6 protein-coding genes are annotated in these 22,308 nt (G+C 44.4%); 3 read left to right on the plus strand and 3 right to left on the minus strand.

The window, feature by feature from the left end:
• Nucleotide 1: 1 nt before the first annotated feature.
• Genes BLQ81_RS14780 through BLQ81_RS14790 form a run of 3 tightly spaced genes read right to left on the minus strand, consistent with a single transcriptional unit; the run spans nucleotide 2 to nucleotide 16,938 of the window.
• Entirely contained in the window at nucleotides 2–1,165 is a 1,164-nt protein-coding gene (locus BLQ81_RS14780; protein ID WP_092731350.1) for an FIST signal transduction protein, read from the minus strand.
• On the minus strand, nucleotides 1,162–13,209 hold the full coding sequence (locus tag BLQ81_RS14785; protein ID WP_092731352.1) for an ATP-binding protein: 12,048 nt from the start codon (nucleotides 13,207–13,209) through the stop codon (nucleotides 1,162–1,164). The genes BLQ81_RS14780 and BLQ81_RS14785 overlap by 4 nt, the downstream gene beginning before the upstream one ends.
• A gap of 3 nt (nucleotides 13,210–13,212) precedes the next feature.
• Complete coding sequence (locus BLQ81_RS14790; protein WP_092731354.1) at nucleotides 13,213–16,938, minus strand: ATP-binding protein; 3,726 nt, start codon at nucleotides 16,936–16,938, stop codon at nucleotides 13,213–13,215.
• A gap of 593 nt (nucleotides 16,939–17,531) precedes the next feature.
• Between BLQ81_RS14790 and BLQ81_RS14795 the strand changes: the two genes are divergently transcribed.
• Genes BLQ81_RS14795 through BLQ81_RS14805 form a run of 3 tightly spaced genes read left to right on the plus strand, consistent with a single transcriptional unit; the run spans nucleotide 17,532 to nucleotide 22,196 of the window.
• Nucleotides 17,532–19,337 (plus strand): FAD-dependent oxidoreductase, encoded by a 1,806-nt coding sequence (locus BLQ81_RS14795; protein WP_092731356.1) that lies wholly within the window; start codon nucleotides 17,532–17,534, stop codon nucleotides 19,335–19,337.
• Complete coding sequence (locus BLQ81_RS14800) at nucleotides 19,334–21,169, plus strand: 2-oxoacid:acceptor oxidoreductase subunit alpha (protein ID WP_092731358.1); 1,836 nt, start codon at nucleotides 19,334–19,336, stop codon at nucleotides 21,167–21,169. The genes BLQ81_RS14795 and BLQ81_RS14800 overlap by 4 nt, the downstream gene beginning before the upstream one ends.
• A complete protein-coding gene (locus BLQ81_RS14805; protein ID WP_092731360.1) occupies nucleotides 21,144–22,196 on the plus strand; it encodes a 2-oxoacid:ferredoxin oxidoreductase subunit beta in 1,053 nt (350 codons plus the stop codon). The genes BLQ81_RS14800 and BLQ81_RS14805 overlap by 26 nt, the downstream gene beginning before the upstream one ends.
• Nucleotides 22,197–22,308: the final 112 nt, after the last annotated feature.

Raw genomic sequence — 22,308 nt, forward strand, 5'->3', positions numbered from 1 at the left:
ACTATTTTTCTTTCAAGGCCACCCAGCTTACTGTTGTTCCCTGAAATTCACAGCGGCCTTCATCCAGTTTTCCAAATTCACCCAAGGAGAAATAGCCTATCATGGGCTTGCCCCAGGTGGATGCCAATCCTTCTATTTCTGTGGATATCAAAGGACCGAAAGTCCCTAATCTTCCTACACATGAAAAAACCAACAACGCATCGGCATCCGGCATCTCCTTTTCTTTACTGATTCTGGTGGTTTCTACCACTTTGTCAATCACATCAAAATCTGGTGGCAGAGAAAAACGGAAATGATCACCTTCCTTTACTCCACCGGCTATCATGATAGATTGATCAGCAGGATTAAAAAACAGCGCAGGTTTCGCTATCGCATTTCCTGAGGCCCTTTCAAATTGTAAAGGATAGCCAAGATCTGGTGAAGGAGGCAGCCCGGTAGCCTTCGAATTTGAAATTAACATTTCATCGCCTAAATATCTTTGAATGACCTTCATAGCCGGTTCATTATCAATTGTGAAAACCCAGGAACCTCCACTTTTGGTAATTATTTTGGTAGTACCTACCGGTTTCCATCCTGAAACAGCTAATCCGCATAGGGAAACTTTGTCCTGATCAATGATGAGTGCAAGTAATCCTCCTGTACTTGATACAGAATTGGTGAAAACTACCCCTGAAAAATCAGCCGGATCACCACTAACGCCACCCGCAATCATAATATCATTGCCTGTCGCATCCGTCAATCCTCGGATTAGTTCATCGTTGGAAACTCTGAAATCCAATGGTGAAATGATGAAGCCTGGATTTGCAAAAGCATTTTTTCCGGATATGCCTGCATTATACCCTGCTTCGTAGGCCGATGATCCCTGGTAATCGTTCAATACTATTTTGAAGTAGTCTGGTTTTATATCCAGGAGCATCACCAGGATATCATCTTCTGAAATTCCGTCTTCGGAAAATTTTTGAGGTGCTGTTACCCCGAAAATTGCAATGCCCTGTTTCCCAAAAATAGAGCGGAGTGATTCTGCATCGTCCATATTGCTTATCAAGATGATGGCAAGGGTTGGTTTGAAATCCTGCCCATCAGGCTGGCGGGCATCACTTATGCTTTCCTCCAATGCTTTTTGTATGTCTGAAGGTGTTTTTCCTGTAATTGATTTGGCGTTCATCTGCTTAGTTTGATAATAAAAGTTGTCCCTTTATTGATGGATGTCTCTATTTCTAATTCCCCCCCATGTGCCTTCACAATATCATGTGTAATGCTCAGCCCAAGTCCCGTACCTTCCGTCCCTTTTTTGGTGGTGAAGAAAGGCTGCAGGATTTTGTCTTTGATCTCGTCAGGGATGCCGGGGCCGTTATCCTCAATTGATATCCGAACCCTGCCATTTTCAAGAGTTGAAGACACTCGCAATTTTGGCAAGTATTCTACATCATTTCCCTCCTCTACTTCGTACTTGGTACTTTGTACTTCGTACCTCTTTCCCCTCATAGCGTCAAAAGCATTATTGCACAAATTGATAATCACCCGGATAAAGTCCTCCTTGATCAGTGGGACTTCTTTTATTTTGGGATCGAGATCAAAGGCGATTTCGACATCGATGGGATTTTTTCCTGCACGCATTCCGTGAAAACTCAGGTTGACATATTCCTTGACCAAAGCATTAAGATCAGTAGGGTCTAGTTTGCCCGATCCTCCCCGTGAATGCTGAAGCATCGAAGTCACTATTCCATTGGCACGCGACCCATGTTCATGAACTTTTTGAAGATTAGACTTAATGTCTACCAGAATTTCATCCACCAAAGACTCATCCCTTGCATCGGGGCCTTTGCTTCTTTCCTCAATTGCCTCATCTACCAGTTCAATCGACACCTCCGAGAAGTTATTGACAAAGTTCAGTGGATTCTTGATCTCGTGGGCAATCCCTGCTGTGAGTTGGCCAAGGGAAGCAAGTTTTTCCTGCTGGATAAGTTGGGATTGGGTAGCTTTGAGTTCGTTCATGGCCGATTCTACTTCAGCTTTGGCCTGTTCCAGCTTGACAAAATCCTCGTATCGGGCATAAGCGATGGCAAACGATTTGGCCAAGGCTTTTACCAGATCAATCTGATCTTCTGACAAAGTTTCGGTTGAACCAACATAAAGCAATCCTTGGGTAAAAGGGACAAAGTGCAGGTGGAGTGACATTGGCGCTGCTTCAGCGCCCTGATAAGTTTTTAGGTCCTTGACATAACCTTGTTCCTGCATGGATTTACCCCAATTGATAAAATCGGTTTGATTCCAATGCTGGACATAGACTTCGCCTTTTTTCCAGGCTTCTACAGACTTGGAGGTCATTTCATTGGCAGAAAAAGGAAGTGTCATTACAGCCAGCGACTTCCCTTCTGGGGTGGATAGGTAAATCTCCACGTTACTCTTATTCTCATGCACAATGAATACCCCGCATCGGATAAATGGAATACCCAGTGTCGTCAGTTCATTGAATACCAGTGGGGTAATTCTGCCGAGGTCATCAGCATTTCGCATGGATGAAATATCTGCTCGGACCCGATCCAATGAAGCCTGTCGCATGGCGGCCCGGGCACTGGATTGGGCCATCTGCAAATCCCTGAAACGGGTATAAGCAAATGAAAATACTGCCGTAGCCCTTTTTAAAAGATCCCAGCTTTCAGCTGAAATCTCACCGGGAGCAGCGGCACCGATGTAGCCATTGGAAAATTTATACAAATGATAGGTTCGGTCGGGAATTTTCTCTCCATAAAAATTGCTGGTTCCAAACAGGTCGGATTTTTTTTCACAGTAGCGGATCCATTCAATCCTTTCCTTACCCTGCATCAGGATGGAAGTATGTTTTGCTTTGGAGTGGAAAAATTCATCCATCTTTCTCCCCACCCAAGTATCCTGAAGGTCAAGGGTCATTTGGTCGGTTATCGCTTTTTCAGGGTTATCCGGATTCTTAATGGTAAACCAACATTGCGTCGAACCACTGTGATCCTCTTGAATGTAAATCGAGCTGGTTTCCAGTTCCTCTACGCCCAACGCCCCCATTTCTTCCCTGAGCAACTGTGCTACTTCGATCAACTCATCTGGACTTTGCATAGCCAATGACCTTGATCGGACTTTTTCCAATGCATTTGCTATTTGAGCTTCCCGTGCTTGGGCTTCTGCTTTTTGAAGGTCGAGAAAGCGGGTGTAGGCTTGGTCAAAAACCTTGGCAAACCGCTCTGCGATTTCAATCTCCGCATCACTAAACGGATTATTAAAATGGCGATTTAACATGATGCCGGTAACCTTTCCAAAAGCAACCAACTGAATTAGACATTCTGTTTTTTCCAACAAAAAGTTTTTCCTGGCTTCCGGTACTTTTCGAAAATCTGGCGTATTGAAAAGCTCTTTCCAGAACATGTTTTTTTCTTCGAAGGGAAGATGTTGACAATAGGCTTTTTGGGCCTTTCTAGCCTCAATGCCTTCCATAGGATAAAACCTACCGGTCATTGGAAGAGAAAATTTCATAGAGTAGTTCATTTCATTAGCCGCCCAAAACTCCATTTTCGCACTTTCATCATGATAGACAACGATGTTGGTGGAGTCGGTTTGAATTTGGAGATCCCGCAGCCGCTCAAAGACTGAAAACACTACATCTTTTAATTCATCGCTTTTGTGCATTGCAAGCGATCGCGACCGAACTTTCTCTATAGCTACTTCTATTTCTGATTCCCTTGCTTGGGCCTCAGCTTTTTTCAAATCCAGAAAACGGGTGTAGGTTTGGTCAAAAACATTGGTGAAGCGTTTGAAAACCGCATGTGATTCGGGCACCTTTTCATAGGTGATGAACAGGATAAATCCACCGTTGAATTTGCAGAGGTGGTTGATCTGATAGGTGGGTAGTGAAAGCCCAAGCCTGTCAATTTCGTCAAAAGTGGGCTTCAGGTCCGGGAAAGATTTCATGTATGCATAGTGCTCCTCCAAGGCTTTACCGCCAAGTTCCTGAACCAACATTGTATGATCACTCAGGACGAATTCACCCATTTCTTTGAATGAATTTTCTCCCCATAATCGAAGCTGAAATGGCGTTTGCAGGGTTCCCTCACTACTCATGCAGCAGGTAGCTGATTTTTTATCCTCCGCGAGAATATTGTACCCACAGCTCCAGGCATGAATCCCAAGTGCTCGCACTTCGGTAAAAAGGAGATTTGCTACCTCAGGGAGTTCCTCACTGCTTTGCATACCCATGGTTCGGGATCGGACTTTTTCCAGAGAAGTTTCGATTTTTGCTTCCCTTGCTTGCGCTTCTGCTTTCTGGAGATCAAGGAAGCGGGTGTAGGTCTGTTCGAAAACTTTACCGAGTCGCTTAAAAATATCATGGGCTTCGGGCACTGGTTCATAGGTAATAAACATCACGCTTACTTTGGCACCAAACACAAAATGTTCATATTCGTGAGACGGGAGGAGCCCATCCTTCAGCATTCTATCATACTCTTTCTCATCAACCCCGCCAAGTGCCATGTGCAATTGTTTGATCTTTTCTCCCTCCATATACAGGACATCAAATTCTACCCCGCTTTTCCTGGCATTACTGAGATCCTTTAATGCCTCAGCCTTTTCTGTGTGCACGGTATTAGGCCCATAAATTTCTCCGTTAAGACTTAAATAGTCCACATAAGAGTTATTGTCTTCGCTCCATACATTAAAGCCGGCGGTCCATGTTTTAATACCCAAGGCACTGACCTGATTGAACAACAGACCTGCAACATCTGTCAATTCATCGCTGCGCTGCATCGCCATGGTTCGTGATCGGACTTTCTCCAATGCATTTTCAATCTGCGCTTCCCTTGCCTGAGCTTCTGCTTTTTGAAGATCCAGGAAACGGGTATAAGTCTGCTCAAAGACTTTGGCGAAGCGAATAAAAATATCATGTGCCTGGGGACAATGCTCATAGGTAATGAACATGAGGTTGCCATGCGAAAAATTGGCAAGGTGGTTTATTTGAAAAGTAGGGCGGTGGTCACCGGCTTGAGCTCTTTTTTCAAAGGCTTTTTTGATTTCCGGAAGCGACAGAAAATACCGGTAGTGCGCTTCCAGAGTTTCTCCCTCCAATACATCTACAAAAAGCTTGTCGCCCCTGTCCCTTGATTCCTGAAAGTGTATAAACGTAGCTTCTTCCGTGAGCGGAATTTTAAGCCCATCCAAAATAGCGCCATCGGGACTACCCATGTAGGAAGTGAAAACCGTATCACCCTGGTCCCAGATATTAAACCCACAACTCCATGGTGGCACACCTAAGGATTGTATCTGCTGAAATAACAGCGCAGATGTTTCTCCCAATTCACTGCTGTGTTGCATTGCCATAGTTCTTGCGCGCACTCTCTCCATGGCAAGTTGAATCTGCGATTCCCTGGCTTGGGCTTCGGCTTTTTGGAGGTCAAGGTATCGGCGGAAAGTCAACGAAAAAACAGAAACAAATTTTTTCATGATCTGCTTGTCACCCTCTGAATGTGGGAGTAAAGAATTTGTCCAAATTGCTCCCTCACCAAAGAAGTAAGATTGAATATGTACATCCGGAAAATCTGTGATAGGCTGCTCTAAATAATGCGGTGTTGTATTTAGTAAGGCAATGTAATTTGCCTTATCCTTTCCTGCCAGCCAGTAATATTGAAACTCCTCTTTGGTTTTAAATGCTTTGAATAGTTGATGCCAAAAGGGATGCAAGCGCATATCAAAATTCCCGATAGCTCTTAAGGTGATCCCCTCGGGCAAATGGTTTACAGACCAAACTTCCTGTGTTTGATCCGGGCTTATTATTGTAATACCTCCGCGAAGATTTTGAACTCCTAATTTTTCCAGTTCAGTAAAGAGAGTTGCAGTGGCCATGCTTACATCGTCGCTGCTATGCATGGCCATAGTTCTAGCCCGCACTCTTTCCAATCCGACCTCAATCTGCGCTTCCCGGGCCTGAGCTTCGGCTTTTTGAAGATCGAGAAAGCGGGTGTAGGCTTGGTCAAAGACTTTGCCGAATCGCTTGAAAATATCTCCTTCTTCCTCCGAAAATTCCTTGGGAAAGTACCGTTGAAAAGCTAAAATGGAATTTTTAGATAGGACAGTTGCTCTTATAAATATCGGTATACTATACGCTAAGTCCTGTCTTTCTTTCGGTATAGTTCTAAAATCAGAATTTTTGAATAGCAATTTGAAATATTCGTTCTTTTCAGCTCCCGAATAACTATCCATATAAAAATCCACCCCAGCCTGGATTGCCTCAGAGATTCGTTTGTTAAGGGTGTGTTCGAAAAGTGGAACGTGAAATTTTTCCAAATAATCCTCCCCTTCTGTCGTAAACCAACTATATACCCCCTCTTCCAGATTATTAAAATCAGTTAAGATTTGTGTGCCATTGATTTCAATCCCTAATCCCTTTATTTCTTTATCGAGAACTCGAACCACATAGATTAACTCTTGGCTTTTGTGCATGGCCATAGACCGGTTACGCACTCTTTCCAAAGCCGCTTCGATCTGCGCTTCCCGGGCCTGAGCTTCGGCTTTTTGAAGATCGAGGAAGCGGGTATAGGTTTGGCTAAACACTTTGGCAAAGCGGACCAGCAGCTGCATGGTCTCACTGGGCATCATCTCATGTGCACTGATGAGCAACAATCCATGAGAAAAAAAGGCACCGTGGTGCACTCTTCGCCCCTTCATGTTTGAGTCATCTATGGGCATCTTCACTTCATCCCTTACAAAGGCAACCCATTCTTTCAAGGCCTCGCCCGAGAGGTCAACCATAATGCTGTCTTTGCCTTCCTTCCAGGCAGTAAAAAATTGTGCAATGGTTGTTTGTAGAATGGAGGAATTAAAATGACGGGCCAATTGGCTACCCATTTGGTCGGTCACCCACCATTCAATGACCTGCAATTCTTCTTTGATGATGCCAATGGCAATTCGGTCGGGAATTTTTCCAAATTCAGCAAATTGTTCGAATAGCACTTGGGCTGTTTCGGGCAACTGCTCACTTTTGTGCATAGCCATTGTTTTTGCACGCACTCTTTCCAAAGCCGCTTCTATCTGTGCTTCACGTGCTTGGGCTTCGGCTTTTTGGAGATCGAGGAAGCGCTGGTACACGTTGCCGAACTCATTTGCAATACGTCTGGTAATCTCCTTTTCTTCATCGGAAGGCGGTCCTGTAGTGCTGTATCCTAAGTAACCATATTTAAAAGTTCCCTCAACAATATATTGACCATTTGGGTAGTCCTCAGGTAGAGGGCGTTCGTCTTCCGGTAGTTTGGCCAATATTTCTTTTAAAATTTCGACTATTTCAGGAAGCTTGTCGTAGGGAACAAAGAGTACATCTACATCATTTGGCTGGCCTGATTTAAAGTCCTCTACTTTTTGTTTCCAAAAAGGTGATGCATCAAGATCTACTTCCTGAGTTGCAATTAAGGTTGCCCCATTTTTTCCTGTTAATCGTAAAATGCTACGATTGTTATCAATATCTAAGAAAGATAGTTGACTGGCTACAGGTCGTAGATTGAGTACATGAAATTGCTCAAAAACGACTGTAAGGAAATCACTGAGTTCATCGCTGTGCTGCATGGACATTGCCTTTGCCCTGATCCGCTCGAGTGATAATTGGATCTGGGCCTCTCTGGCTTGGGCCTCTGCTTTTTCAAGGTCGAGGAATCGCTGGTACACGTTACCGAACTCATTTGCAATACGTCTGGTAATCTCCTTTTCCTCATCAGATGGCGGTTTGCTTGCACTATAGCCTAAGTAACCATATCTACAATATCCATCAATAACATATAGACCATCCGGGAAGTCTTCTGGAAGTGGGCGATCCTCCTTTGGAAGTTTGCTCAATAATTCTTCAAAAATTGCATTTATTTCCAGATGGTTTTCGTACGGAACATACAATACATCCACATCATTGGGATGTCCGGCTTTCCAATCCTCTTTCCTTTTTTTCCATAGCGGTGAGGCATCCAGATCTATTTCTTGAGTGGCAATTAAGGCTGCCCCCCTTTTACCAGTAATTCGGAAAATATTTCGATTATTTTCAATATCCAAAAAATTTAGGTGGCAGTTAACTGGGTTTAAATTGAGCACCTTAAATTGCTCAAACAGGACTGTAAGGAAACCACTGAGTTCATCGCTGTGCTGCATGGACATCGCCTTTGCCCTGATTCGCTCGAGTGACAATTGGATCTGCGCTTCCCGAGCTTGTGATTCCGCTTTTTGCAGGTCGAGGAAACGCTGGTACAATCGCCCGAATTCGGTGGCAAAACGGATTACAATATCCTCTTCTTCGGCAGTTGCTTTTCTACTGTGCGAAAAACCAATGTATCCATAATTGAAATTTCCCTCTGTGACATAAACACCGTCCGGGTAATCTTCCTGTGTTATTATATCTTCTTCCGGAAGTTGTTTTCTTACTTCATCAAACAATGCCCAAAGCTGAGGAAGAATTTCTTTTGGAAAATAGACGGTACTGATGGACTTGGGCTTACTTGCTTTCCAGGTATCTATCGTTTCTTTCCAGGTATCCATGGCATCCATATCAATGACTTGCTCTCCCACATTTCCTCGCCCTCCTTTCCCGGTTGATCGGAAAGAGAACTTATTATTTTCCAAATCGAAAAGGGAAAGTTGCGCCTGAACCGGCTTGATACCCAGAATATCAAATTGGTTAAACAATACTGTTAACACGTCCTTCAATTCTCCGGAATGATGCATAGCCACCCCTTTGGCTCGAATTCGTTCCAAAGCCGCTTCTATCTGTGCCTCTCTAGCCTGCGCTTCGGCTTGTTTCAAATCGCTGAAACGCGTGTAGGTCAGATCAAATACTCCGGCGAACTTTTCCAGAAGCTGTAGATGTTCGTCCGGCAAAGGTTCGGGAGTCGTCAAGACCAGCATTCCTTTTGAAAAGAAGCCTACCGTCTGAACGCGACGGTTATGTAAAAATGCAGGATCAAAAGGTATCCCGATTTCCTCCTTCAAGTATTTCAACCAATTCGATAAATCCTTACCTGTTTGGTCTATAACCATCAGTTTTCGTTTGTTTTTCCAGCCCTGATACATCTTGGAAAGTGTGGTATGCTCATCGATTCTGCCAGTAAACCGGGTATTGATCTGATTGCCTCCCTGCTCGGTGATCCAGAAATCAATTGTTTTACTCTCTTCTTTGACCACCCCAATATTGATTCGCTCATGAACCAATCCTAGAATCTGAAGTTGCTGGAAAAGCACAAATGCTGATTCGGATAATTCATCACTATGCTGCATGGCCATGGTTCTAGCGCGCACTCTCTCCAATCCCGCTTCTATCTGCGCCTCCCTTGCCTGCGCCTCGGCTTTTTGCAGATCGAGGAAGCGGGTATACACTTGTTCAAAGGTTTTACCAAACCGTTTGAGCACGTCATTTTCTTCCTCTGTATAAGGAGTGTTTGAGTAGTTTTGGATGGCCAGCGAAACATTTTCCATAAAGACTACAGCCCGGTACATGCCTGGACCATCAAAAATTAATTTTTGTCTTTCTACAGGAATATCTTTGATATGCTGGAAGAAGTGTCGAAAAAATTGATTTTTTTCTTCTAAGGATAAATGCTGAGTAATAAATGAGTGCCCTCTTTTCTTGGCTTCGTTCAATGAATTAAATAAAGTTATGTCAGCGTAGGGAATATGCAGCAATAAAGAGTAGGGTTGACCGGGTACTGCCGTCCAAAGGTTGAGGTCATCGGTCTCCTTATAATTAGGGTCAAATTGAGCTGAGTCAATGTTGAAATTCAACAACCGGAATTGCTCAAACATTAATTGAATAACTTCCCTGAGTTCTTCACTCTGGTGCATGGCCATCGATCTTGATCTAACTCGTTCCAAAGCAGCTTCAATCTGAGATTCTCGTGCCTGCGCTTCGGCTTTTTGAAGGTCGAGGAAGCGGGTATAGGTTTGTTGAAACACCTTGGCGAAGCGCAACATAATTTCTGTTTGTTCGCCGGATAATTTTGTTCCTCCGACTATCAATACATACCCTTCTTTAAAATAGAAATTATGCAAAAACAATTTCGAAGGTGAAATGGCAATAAGTTGTGCTGCAGTCAGCGGGAAGTTGGTACTGCGTTCGGCAATAAAAGTCTGGTGTTGGATAGTTTCTTCCTCATCCATTTCAATGATGAAAAAAGGATTGCCTTTTTTCCAATGCTCCACCACTTGTTGCATGTGGCTGGTTTCATTATGAGGAATGATTACAGGCACCGACATTAGTTTTTTGGTACCGGGATGCGGGGTATAATTCAACCCGTTTTTTCCTTCCTTATCTATCAATACATAACCGGCAGTTAGGCTTTCAATACCCAACTTTTGCATTTCTAAAAAAAGAATTTCACCCGCCTGGAGCAGCTCATCGCTCTTGTGCATGGCCATACTTCGGCTTCTTACTCTTTCCAATGAAGCTTCTATCTGTGCCTCCCTTGCCTGTGCTTCTGCTTTTTGGAGATCGAGAAAACGGGTGTAGGCTTGTTCGAAGACTTTGGCAAAACGCTTCAAAATATCTATTTCATCAACCGACAATGATTTTCCTTCAAAATCATTTAGGGTGATCATGGTGTTTTTTGTGGTCACCACAGAAATAGAGTAAGAGGGGCTTTGAAAAATAAATTGCTTTATGTCCTCCGTCAATTCATTTTTCAACTCCGTATGGTTAATTACATATTCATAGAAACTGTCTTTTTCCTGCTTTGAATAATTGCCAACAAAAAAATCAAGTTGCTTTTCCCGGGCCTCAAAAAAATCATTGGCAATTCTGTGATCAAAATAGGGTAGACGGTAATTGTTGATGGCAATACCGCTATCAACCAGTCCACATGTATAATTATCCAGATCTTTTGAGTCTTGTATGTTTATGCTGATTCCCACAGCGGTTACCGGAATCTGAAGGTCATTTAGTCTTTCGAATAATTCCATGACCACTTCATTTAGCTCGCCACTTTTGTGCATGGCTAGAGAGCGGGAACGTACTTTCTCCAGGGCAGCTTCTATCTGGGCCTCTTTTGCCTGCACTTCCGCTTTTTGCAAATCCAGGAAGCGGGTGTAGGTCTGTTGGAATACTTTTCCAAAGCGCATCAGAATTGCATTCTCTTCGGGTGTAAAGTGAGTCTCTGAATAATGTTCGATATACAATCCCACATTGTCCAACAATACCGTGGAGATGGCAAGTGCCGGTTTGTTGAAAATGGCTTGCTGTGCTTCTTCCGTCAATTCCGGAATCCACTCGAAAAGGTCCTGATAGAATTTGTTCTTGACTTCAAAAGAAAGCAGGTTGGCAAAGAAATTTGCCCCTTTTGCTTTTGCCCCAAGGAAACTGTTCCAATGTGGAGAATCAAAATAGGGAATGGTGATCTCAGTTGGCACTCCTTGTTGGAGGGTTGCCAGCCAGATATTCATGTCTTCCTTTTCCTTATAGTCCAGAATAAATCCGGCATGTTCGACATGGATATTCAAACCTACAAATTGATCGAATATTACCTGAATGACCTCTTTGAGCTCTTCCGTATGGTGCATGGCCATGGTTCTTGCCCTTACCCGCTCGAGAGCCAATTCGATTTCAGCCTCTCGTGCTTGTGCCTCTGCTTTGACCAAATCCATATACCTTCTGTAGGTTTGTTCAAAAAGTGAACTGAATCTTTTTGTGATTTGAATCAATTCAGGTTGAAATTCACGGGGACTGAAGGCATAAAAAAATCCGTGCTCGAAAATGAAACAGTGTTGGATTTCTTTTTTGGGTAGTTTTTCTAAAGGAATCTGAATTTTGTAGTCAGGTGCATTATTGAGCATTTGGTAGTAATCCAGCAAATCCTCTCCCTCCAACACGTATTTGTGAAAAGGAACCTGTGCTTTCCATGCTTCCCGGGCACTTTTTAGCAGAGGATGCCAGCTCATATCCAGGTTGCCAATATGCATGTTGACTTCCTCTCCGTCATTTCGGGCAGTCCAGAGCTGATTTTTTTCATTGTTAGGATTCAAGATGCCGATACCAAAGCGGGTACCTTCATCAACGCCCAAAGCGGTAAGTTCAGCGAACACCTTGACAACACATTTCCCTACATCCTCGCTGCTGTGCATCGCCATGGTCTGGGCCCTGACCCGCTCCAAGGCAAGTTCGATTTCAACCTCCCGGGCGCGGGCTTCTGCTTTTTGAATATCTTGAAATCTGGAATAAGCCAGCGAAAAAACCTGATGGAATCGCTTGAACAATTCCAATGTTGAAGTATCCATTGGCTGGTAAAGCGTCAGGCCTAACCCCCCCTCACCTATGGACAAAAAACAGTGGCTGATTTCTTTTGATTCATCCAAAATTGGGTCGGGAAAATGTTCTTCTGCTTTTCTGTGCTCTCTGAATTCCTCCAGTTCTCTTCCTGAAAGTGTCCCGGTGAAATGTCCGTCCTTCGATGCCATCATCTGCCTGACCATCCCATGTTCTACAGGGCTTTTGAGATATTCTGTACGTTCTACGGCCTCTTTGTCATAAGGGGTAAAGTACTGGTAACAGAGATAGATTCCTTTCTCCTCATCGATGATGGCCGTCTGAATATTCCTGATTTTTTCGACTCCAAAATCCTGCAATTGATCGGAAATAATGCGACAGACTTCCAGCATATCTTCCGGTTTTTTAATACCCATGGCTACGGCTCGCACTTTCTCAAGAGCCGATTCTATGGCCAATTCCCGGTTTTTATTTTCCAGTTCAATGGTTCGCCGCTTGACCGCATCCCGGAGCTCCAGGTTTTCCTTGGTGATTTTTTCCAAGGCCAAAGTTTCTCCTTCCTGCACACGCATATCAGGCAGGGAACCGTGTTGTTGTATGACTTTCCAGCCGGATGCGGTTTCATGAAGGAGGGTGGATATTCGGATCTTGGAGTAAAACATCCATTCCGGCTCTCCCCATACATAGATATCACATGTCTCATTGACCAAAACCATATCATTCAAAGGTTTTGCTGAGATCTGTCGGTTTCTCATTTCCACTTTCCCCACCACTTCTGCCATCTGTGCCTTGTAAAATTCGATGCCTTCCGCTTTGCTTTGAGCAACTTCACTTTCAGAAGTACCTATCATTTCAAAATCCTCATCGAGGGTGGAAGCGAATGTTTTCAAGTCTCCTCGGATGTAGGTTTCCCAGTAGAGTTCGTAAATACTTCTTGCCAGGGCGAGTTGATCGTTTGTTAATGCCATGTATTAGTCCTCAATGGGTAAAAAGATGATCATTTCGGTTCCCTCTCCCTCTTCACTTTTGACTCTGAGATCACCGCCATGCGACTTGATTATGTCGTAGCTTAGACTGAGGCCGAGGCCGGTTCCGCTTCCTGTGGGCTTGGTAGTGAAAAAAGGCTGGAAGATTTTGTCTTTGATTGCCTTTGGGATTCCTATTCCATTGTCTTTGATGCAGAGTTCTACTCCACCATGAGTGCCCGCGAGCTCAACCAAGCGGGTCAGGACAGATACTTTTGGTTTGTAGGATGATAAGCTGTCCTCGGAAGACGTTCGACTCTGCTCAGCACAGGCATAGAATGCATTATTGATCAGATTCAAAATAACTCGGCCCACATCCTGAGCGACTACATTTACCAGCGGTAAATTTGGGTCAAGTTCTGTTTCAAATTCAGCTGAAAAACTTTTGTCTTTGGCACGTAATCCGTGATAACTCAACCGTAAAAATTCATCTGCCAGGGCATTGAGGTCTGTTGGTTTTTTGTCGGTAGTACTGCCCCGACTGTGTTCCAGCATGCCTTTTACAATGGAGTCTGCCCGTTTGCCGTGATGATTAATCTTTTTAAGGTTTTCTTTGAGGTCGTCTGATATTTCCACCACGCCTTCCATGTTTCCCTTTTCCAGTTCCTCCTTCATTTCATCAATGAGTTCGCTGCTTACTTCGGCGAAGTTGTTGACAAAATTCAATGGATTCTGAATCTCATGGGCGATGCCAGCGGTGAGTTCACCGAGTGAGGCCATCTTTTCTGCCTGTATCAGTTGGGATTGGGTGGATTTGAGGTCGTCAATGGATTTTTTCAGTTGCTCGGTACGGTGACTGACCTTTTCCTCCAAAATCCGGTTTTCCTTTTTCAGGTATTGGGAACGCACATAGACAATCGCATAAGTCAAGCCTCCAAAAAACGCGGCAAAAAGAAAATAAGCCCACCAAGTCTGCCACCAAGGAGGCAGAATGGTGAAGGTCAATGATTCGGGTTCACTCCAGACCCCGTTGAATCCCCGTGTGGCAACTCTGAAGGTATACTCTCCAGGTAGCAAATTGTAATAAATCCGCGAGGCAGGTTTCGGGCTTACATCTGACCATTCTTCATCCTCACCTTCGAGAATGTAGCGATATACGATCTGATCCCTGCCTTGGGCAGCCTGATTGACAAAGGAGAAATTAAAGGAATTCTGATCGTAAGGTAGTTTTAGGCCAATTGGAAGGTGAAAACCTGGGCTGATGCTATTCCATTGAATTTTGTTCTGCGCCAGGTAGCTGCTGTCTGCTGGTAGATTTGACCTCGTCCATCCCTTGGAAAAGTCACTCTGCCATAAAGTATCGCCTTCCTGAAGTCCTGCTTGGTAAAAGGAGGGTTTTAGAAAAACCGGATTTTGATCCATGATATTCATGCCCTTAATGTGCACTATCGGTGCAATGCTGTCGATCCTTGGATCTTGGTGATTAACCACCAAAATAGGTGCAGCACCCCACCAAACTTCACCTGTGGAGCTGACATAAGACGTCGCCTGATTATGATCGTTGTAAGGAAGTCCGGATGATTTGCCAAAATTCGTAAAGCGCCAAAGGGAATTTGCGAAATTTTTATCAGGCCTTTCCACGACAATGATTCCGTTTTCGGAGCCGACCTGAATTCTGCCCATGCTCTCATTCATGTCATAAAGGGAAGGGGGATTGATTCCTGATTTTCCGGATACGTGCATAATGGTTTTTTCTTTTTGGTTGAAAATGGAAAATCCCATATCTCCGCCTAGAATGATTTCACCTTTCGAAGTCTCAAAAAGCATGGAATTGTAATCCGTCATTAATCCGGCGCTTTTGTTTAAGACCCGTTGTGAACCACCCTTTGGGTCAAATAAATGAACTCCGGTATCTGTACATACCCAGATTTGGCCCATTTTATCCTTCTTAACAACAAAAGCCATATCCGATGTAAGGCCATTAAATTTCCCGAGTTGTTTGACAGTATTTGTTTGAGGATCAAATACAATTAATCCAGCACCTGAACCCATCCAGATTTTACCATCTGCGGCTTTCTCCCCAATGAAAATGGTAGGTATTCCCATGGAAATTCGGGTGTCATAAATTGTTGCTGTATTGGATTTAAGGTCAAAAATGGAGAAGCCTCTTGCCATTCCCACAAAAAACAAATCCTCACCTATTTTATTAATTTGTCTGAAATCATTGGTTAGCTGATCACCGGGGAATTGGAAAAGATAGAGCCGTTCTTTTTGGGAATCATAGATGTTCAGCCCTCTGTAGGTTCCCAGCCAAATTCTTCCTTTCGAATCTTCATTGATTCCCCATACATCATTGCTGGCAATTCCGTTTTCGACTCGGAAATAATCCGAAAGCATTCCTTTAGGATTCAGAAGGAGGATCCCAACCTTATCTGTACCCAACCAAATAGTACCATCCCTTCCTACCATAGAAGAGGAGGGGAAATTATTGTCTCGGGTAACTGCGCCCGTGACAAGTTTTTTCATGAAGCCAGTTTCCGGATCCAAGATCCTGACAGTGTCCTCGGAAATGAGCCAAAGCCGTTTGCTTTCATCCAAAAGCACATCTGCGGTGCGTCCAAAATATCCCTGCTCCGGTCCCATGTTTTGAATGGTTTGGCTTTCAAGATTTATTGAAAAGGCTCCTGGGGAAAAGGCTGAAATCCAAATATTCCCCTTTGGGTCTTCCGTGAATTCGTAAGATGTCCTTACAAAAAGACCCTCCGGGTCTCCAATCAGGCGAATGGATTTTCTGGAGGGATCCATGATCCCTATTTTTTGACCCAGACCAATCCAAAGATTTCCTTTCGAATCGTTTTTGACACCAAATACCGCTGTGTAGGTGTTTTCTCCGGACTTCATTTCTATCTGTGTGATCAGTTTTTCATCCAAATCCATCAGGTAAAGTCCACCGTTTACTCCCCAAAGTTTTCCCTGATCGTCATATTCCATTCGGATGTACCCTTTATCCGTTTGAAAATGCTCAACCAAGCCCAAGGTGATATCGAGTCGGTAAACACCTGTCACCATACTTGAAATGATCAGCCTTCCCTGCTGGTCAAAAATCAACTTGGGAATAATCTCAACCGAGCCATTATCTGCCCTGCCAAAAAAATTGTAGGTCAAAAATTCTGACCCATCGTATTTGGTTAATCCTCTATCTGTAGAAATCCACATGTTCCCGTAGGGATCGTTGACCATAGCATAGACTTTGTTTCCGAGCAATCCTTCGGTTTGGCCTAATCGGACAATGGCCGCAGTGCCTCCCTGCCACACCGAAGGGACCGAGGCGGCCGAGATAATTGGAGCTGGCAACAAAAACTTTTTGACAGGGATGGCTTTACCGGGAATGGTGTCCAAATCAAAAGAAATGGTTTCCAGCTTGTCCCATTCGAATGAGTTTGTCTTAGCAGGGGCCTTAAGTGGTCTGAATTCATTTGCCGAAAATGGCTTGTAAGGGAGGCTTTCCAGTTTTAGATTGAATTTGACCCCTTTTGGTACACTGTCGGGAGGAAAGAATTTCCAGTTGACAGGTTCTGGTTCTGGTAATTCGAAAGGAACGGCTTTGGGGATTTCAAAACCTGAGGGATTTTCGGGAAAAGGAATGTCAGAGTCCTTAGCACAGGAAGTCAAGCCGAGAAAAACAAGAAAAATAAAATTATACGAATGAGCCAAGTGAGAAGAAACCTTCATAGGTGATTAGATTAAAATTGAGCGCAATTATCCCTTTGAATACCAAGGCAATCTTGCTTGGATATTTCTGAGTTTACCAGATTCTTTGTTCCATCCTGGGCAACAATTCTTCTTAGATGTAGTGTAGGAACAGGTTTAATATCGCTTCAGGGCAAATCGGTTACCCTTAAGAAATAAGCTCAGATCTCTTGTGAATAGTAAAAAATAGTGGTACCCTCAATTTAGGATAAGTTTTTGAAATAAAGCAGGTTTGAATCGAGGACGGAGATATAAATCGCATATTTAAGTAAGGGAAATACAAAAAAATGACTGTATTCAAAGAAAAGGGAAAAGCCCTTGGGAGTGGTAATACTAAAGTTTGTCTTCTCCCTAACTTGACTTAAGCTACCCTGGGAGATCGAATGTAAAATGTAGAGATGGCCCTATTTCGAATCTTTTCAATGGGAGAATGTATTCAGGAATTTTTTTGAGGCAATAGAGATCCTGTGTTTCAACTATGTACTGGCTTTTTTGCAAAATTATTGTTTAAATTATCTATTGATAACCTTAATTAAATTTTGATGATTTCAATTTAAACGAAACCCAAAACAACCATGAAGCCTACCAATACCCGGGATCCGGAATATTATCACAAAGTGGTGGATTGCCAATATGCCTGTCCGGCGCATACTCCTGTTCCTGAATACATCCGACTGATTGCAGCTGAAAAATATACCGAAGCCTACATGATCAATTGGGAGTCCAATGTTTTCCCCGGTATTTTGGGTAGAACATGCGACCGACCCTGTGAGCCCGCCTGCCGAAGGGTGCGCGTAGAAGAGGAGCCTGTGGCCATCTGTAGATTAAAGCGGGTTGCCGCAGATCAAAAAGGTGAGGTAAAAAGCTTAATGCCCCAAGGTCCTTTTGCATCCAATGGAAAAAAAATCGCCCTGATCGGCGGGGGTCCGGCTTCACTCACGGTCGCCAGGGATTTGGCTCCTTTGGGTTATGAAATCCACCTCTTCGATGAGCAGATTGCCGGAGGTGGGATGATGCGGAGTCAGATTCCATCATTTAGACTACCGGAGACTGTGCTGAATGAGGAAGTGGATTACATTCTTGACATGGGAATTCACACCCAATTTTTAACATATGTCAGTAGTCTAAAAGATGTGCTTTCTAAGAATTACGACGCGGTTTTTGTGGGTACAGGAGCTCCAAGAGGAAAAGATCTACCCAAGTTGCCGGGACGAAAAGAAGGTGCTGCGGGGATTCATATTGGAATAGAGTGGTTGGCAAGTGTGGCGTTTGAACACACCAAATCCATTTCCCCCAAGGTCATTGTGCTGGGAGGGGGAAATACCGCTATGGATTGCTGCAGAACTGCCAGGAGGCTTGGTGGGAAAGATGTCAAAGTGGTGGTCAGGAGTCCATTCAAAGAGATGAAAGCATCGCCTTGGGAAAAGGAGGATGCCATGCACGAGGATATACAGATTTTTGACAATCATGTGCCGTTGAGCTTTGAAGTAAAAGACGGAAAGCTTATTGGGATGAAATTCCAAAAAGTGAGAGCTGTCTATGATGAAAAAGGTAAAAGAGAGCTCATTCCCACAGATGAACCGGAGGTGTTCATTGAAGCGGATGAGGTACTGGTGGCCATTGGACAGCAAAACAGTTTTCCATGGATCGAGCGGGATTTAGGATTGGACTTTGACGAATGGGATATGCCTGTAGTGGACCGAAAAACCTTTCAGTCCACCCTGTCTAGGGTCTTTTTCGGTGGAGATGCAGCTTTTGGGCCGGAAAATGTCATCACCGCCGTAGCACATGGGCATCAGGCGGCAGTTTCCATTCATTTGTTTTGTCAGGGGAAAGACCTTTTGGACAGGCCCTCTCCCTATACCAATCTGGTCAGTCAAAAAATGGGGATCCATGAATGGAGCTACGACAGCCAAATAGCCGCTGACCACAGGTATATAGTGCCCCAGGCGAGAAAATCCATCACACTCAAAGACCGGAAGAAAGAGGTCGAACTGGGTTTTGACATTCAAACTGCCTATAAAGAAGCACAACGCTGTCTCAATTGTGATGCGCAGACTGTATTTTTCGAAGATCGCTGCATTGAGTGTGATGCCTGTATGGATGTATGCCCTACTTCCTGCATCACCTTCACCGCAAACGCGGAGGAGGATGAGCTTCGGCAGAATTTGTTGGTGCCCGCGGAAAATAAATCTCAGGATCTGCTGGTCTCCGATACCTTAAAAACCGGACGGGTAATGATCAAAGATGAGGACGTCTGCCTGCATTGCGGACTCTGTGCCGAGCGATGTCCGACTTCTGCTTGGGATATGCAAAAATACTTCTACAGTGTCACCAAAGCCTATCAGATACCAGCTTCCTTACCCGCAATCCAAAAATGAAAACCCGCATCAATGATTTTATCGTACGTTTTGCCAATGTAAATGGTACCGGATCAGCCAGTGCCAATTATCTTTTTGCCAAAACCATATTTAGGATGGGTATCCCGGTTACTCCCAAGAATATTTTCCCTTCCAACATCCAGGGATTGCCTACCTGGTATGAGGTAAGAGTCAGTGAAAAAGGATACCTGGGCCGAAGAGAGGGGATAGACTTGATGATCAGTGTCAATCCTCAAAGCATGGCCAAGGACGTGCAAAGTGTAAAGCCCGGTGGGTATTTTATCTATGACAGCACCAAAAAACTGAATCCGGACTATGTAAGGGAGGACATTCATTATTTGGGAATTCCCATGATGGAAATGGCCACCAAGGCCTTCGAGGATCCCCGAAAAAGGCAACTGCTCAAAAACATTATTTATGTAGGGGCCTTGGTTAGACTTTTGGATATGGATCAGCAAACCATTCGGGAATTGATTTCGGAGCAGTTTGAAGGGAAAAAAGCATTGATTGAAGCTAATTTTCAAGCTTTAAATCTGGGCATGGAATACGTTGAAAAAAACTATGACTTTCCGCTTTTCTTCAGGTTGGAAAAAAGGAATTTGCTGGGAAACAAGATTTTGGTTGACGGAAACACGGCCTGCGGATTGGGAGCGGTGTACGGTGGGGCTACCCTGATGGCCTGGTATCCGATTACCCCATCCACCTCAGTTGCGGAGGCATTTGAAAGTTTCTGTGAAAAATATCGTCGGGATGAGGACGGCAAAAACAAGTATGCCTTCATTCAGGCGGAGGATGAACTGGCGGCTATGGGTATGGTGATTGGCGCCAATTGGAATGGAGCGCGGGCTTTTACAGCTACCTCCGGCCCCGGAGTTTCCCTGATGAGTGAGTTTCTTGGGCTGGGTTATTTTGCGGAAGTTCCGGCTGTACTGATTGATGTGCAGCGGGCAGGTCCGAGTACTGGTATGCCCACCCGAACGCAACAATCCGATCTTCTTGCAGCGGGCTATGCCTCTCACGGGGACACCAAGCACATCCTGCTTTTCCCTGCCAGTCCCAAAGAATGCTTTGAAATGACGGCGGAGGCTTTTGATTTGGCCGAGCAGCTCCAAACTCCGGTTTTCGTGATGACAGATCTGGATTTGGGCATGAACGATCATGTCAGTGAACCCTTTGAATGGGAAAAAGAGCGAAAATACCGGCGTGGAAAAGTATTAACGACGGAGGATTTGGAGAATATCGGGAAGTATGGAAGGTATCTGGATTCAGATGGAGATGGAATCCCTTACCGAACCTATCCCGGCACGCACCCCACCAAAGGAGCATTTTTTACAAGAGGAACCTCCAAGGACGAATATGCGGCCTACACCGAAGACGGGGCAGCTTATAAACGCAATATGGATAGGTTGACACTGAAGTGGAACACGGCGAAGACCTTGGTTCCACCCGCTCTAATCCAGAATTCTGCTTCCCCCTGCAATCTGGGGATTCTCTACTTTGGAACCTCAACTTTTTCCTCGGAAGAGGCCAGAGATCTTCTGTCGGAAGAGGGGATTCAGGTAGACTCCCTGCGGCTAAAGGCTTTCCCTTTTGGAAAAGAAGTGGAGGATTTTGTTGAAAGTCATCGTGTGATTTTTGTTATCGAGCAAAACAGGGATGCCCAAATGCGCAAAATGATAGTCATGGAGCTGAATTGCCATCCCCAAAAACTGGTCCCTGTACTCAATTACGATGGCATGCCGATTACTGCGGATGCCATCAAAAGCCAAATCGTATCGTATTTAAACACTGAAAGCAATCCCAACCATGAGCTATCTAAAGCCACTGTTTAGTCATCCAAAGCTTCCCAAAAACAAGTTGGGATACACGCTGAAAGAGTACGAAGGATCCCTGTCCACCCTCTGTGCCGGGTGCGGACACGACAGCATCAGTGCAGCCATTGTGAAGGCTTGCTTTGAATTGTCGATAGAGCCCCATCTTGTTGCGAAAATTTCCGGTATAGGTTGTTCTTCCAAAACGCCAACTTATTTTCTAGGCAATTCACACGGATTCAACTCCGTGCATGGAAGAATGCCCTCTGTGGCTACTGGGGCCAATATGGCAAATAAAGAACTGGTTTATTTTGGGGTGTCCGGCGACGGGGATTCGGCTTCGATCGGGATGGGACAGTTTGTCCACGTGATCCGGAGAAATCTAAACATGGTCTATGTAGTAATGAATAATGGATGCTATGGCCTGACCAAAGGACAGGATTCTGCTACAGCTGATCGGGGGTCTAAAAATAAATCAGGTTCAGTCAATCCCTTTGAAGCAATAGATCTGGCAAGTATGGCGATCGAGTTGGGAGCATCATTTGTAGCCCAAAGCTTCAGTGGCGACAAGCAGCAACTGATTCCGCTGTTAAAAGCAGCCATTCAGCACCCCGGGTTTGCATTTATCAACGTGATTTCCCCCTGTGTCACCTTCAACAACAATCCGGGATCAACCAAATCCTATGACTATGTAAGGGAACATATTGAGGCCACTTCAGCCTTGGATTTTGTCCCGGTTAAAAAAGAAATTCGGGTAAACTATGCAGAAGGGGCATCCGCAGAGGTGGGAATGCACGATGGGTCAAAAATCCACCTGAACAAGCTGCGTATGGATTGGGATCCGGAGGATCGGATTTCAGTAGTCAATGCCCTTCAAAATGCCAAAGTAAAAGAGGAGATTTTGACCGGATTACTTTATGTAAATACAGATTGGAAAGATTTGTATCAGACACTAAATATCACGGATAATTCACTCAATCAGCTAAAGGAATCCGATTTGTGCCCCGGAACAGAAGAACTTCAGCATATCAATGAGGGGTTTAGGTAATTGCCTCTGCTCCGGAGTCTGGTCGGGAGGTCATTGCCTCTAGTGAGCTTTGAAAGGGGGATTTAATTTTCTTAGCCTGAATAATTGGGCGGAAGCTGCTGAATTTTTTGGA

The sequence above is a fragment of the Algoriphagus alkaliphilus genome, assembly GCF_900103735.1.
GTDB classification, from domain to species: domain Bacteria; phylum Bacteroidota; class Bacteroidia; order Cytophagales; family Cyclobacteriaceae; genus Algoriphagus; species Algoriphagus alkaliphilus.

Bases quoted from the DNA above. Each gene is read 5' to 3' on its own strand.
- BLQ81_RS14780 (WP_092731350.1), bottom strand. From the start codon at position 1,165: ATGAACGCCAAATCAATTACAGGAAAAACACCTTCAGACATACAAAAA.
- BLQ81_RS14785 (WP_092731352.1), bottom strand. From the start codon at position 13,209: ATGGCATTAACAAACGATCAACTCGCCCTGGCAAGAAGTATTTACGAA.
- BLQ81_RS14790 (WP_092731354.1), bottom strand. From the start codon at position 16,938: ATGAAGGTTTCTTCTCACTTGGCTCATTCGTATAATTTTATTTTTCTT.
- BLQ81_RS14795 (WP_092731356.1), top strand. From the start codon at position 17,532: ATGAAGCCTACCAATACCCGGGATCCGGAATATTATCACAAAGTGGTG.
- BLQ81_RS14800 (WP_092731358.1), top strand. From the start codon at position 19,334: ATGAAAACCCGCATCAATGATTTTATCGTACGTTTTGCCAATGTAAAT.
- BLQ81_RS14805 (WP_092731360.1), top strand. From the start codon at position 21,144: ATGAGCTATCTAAAGCCACTGTTTAGTCATCCAAAGCTTCCCAAAAAC.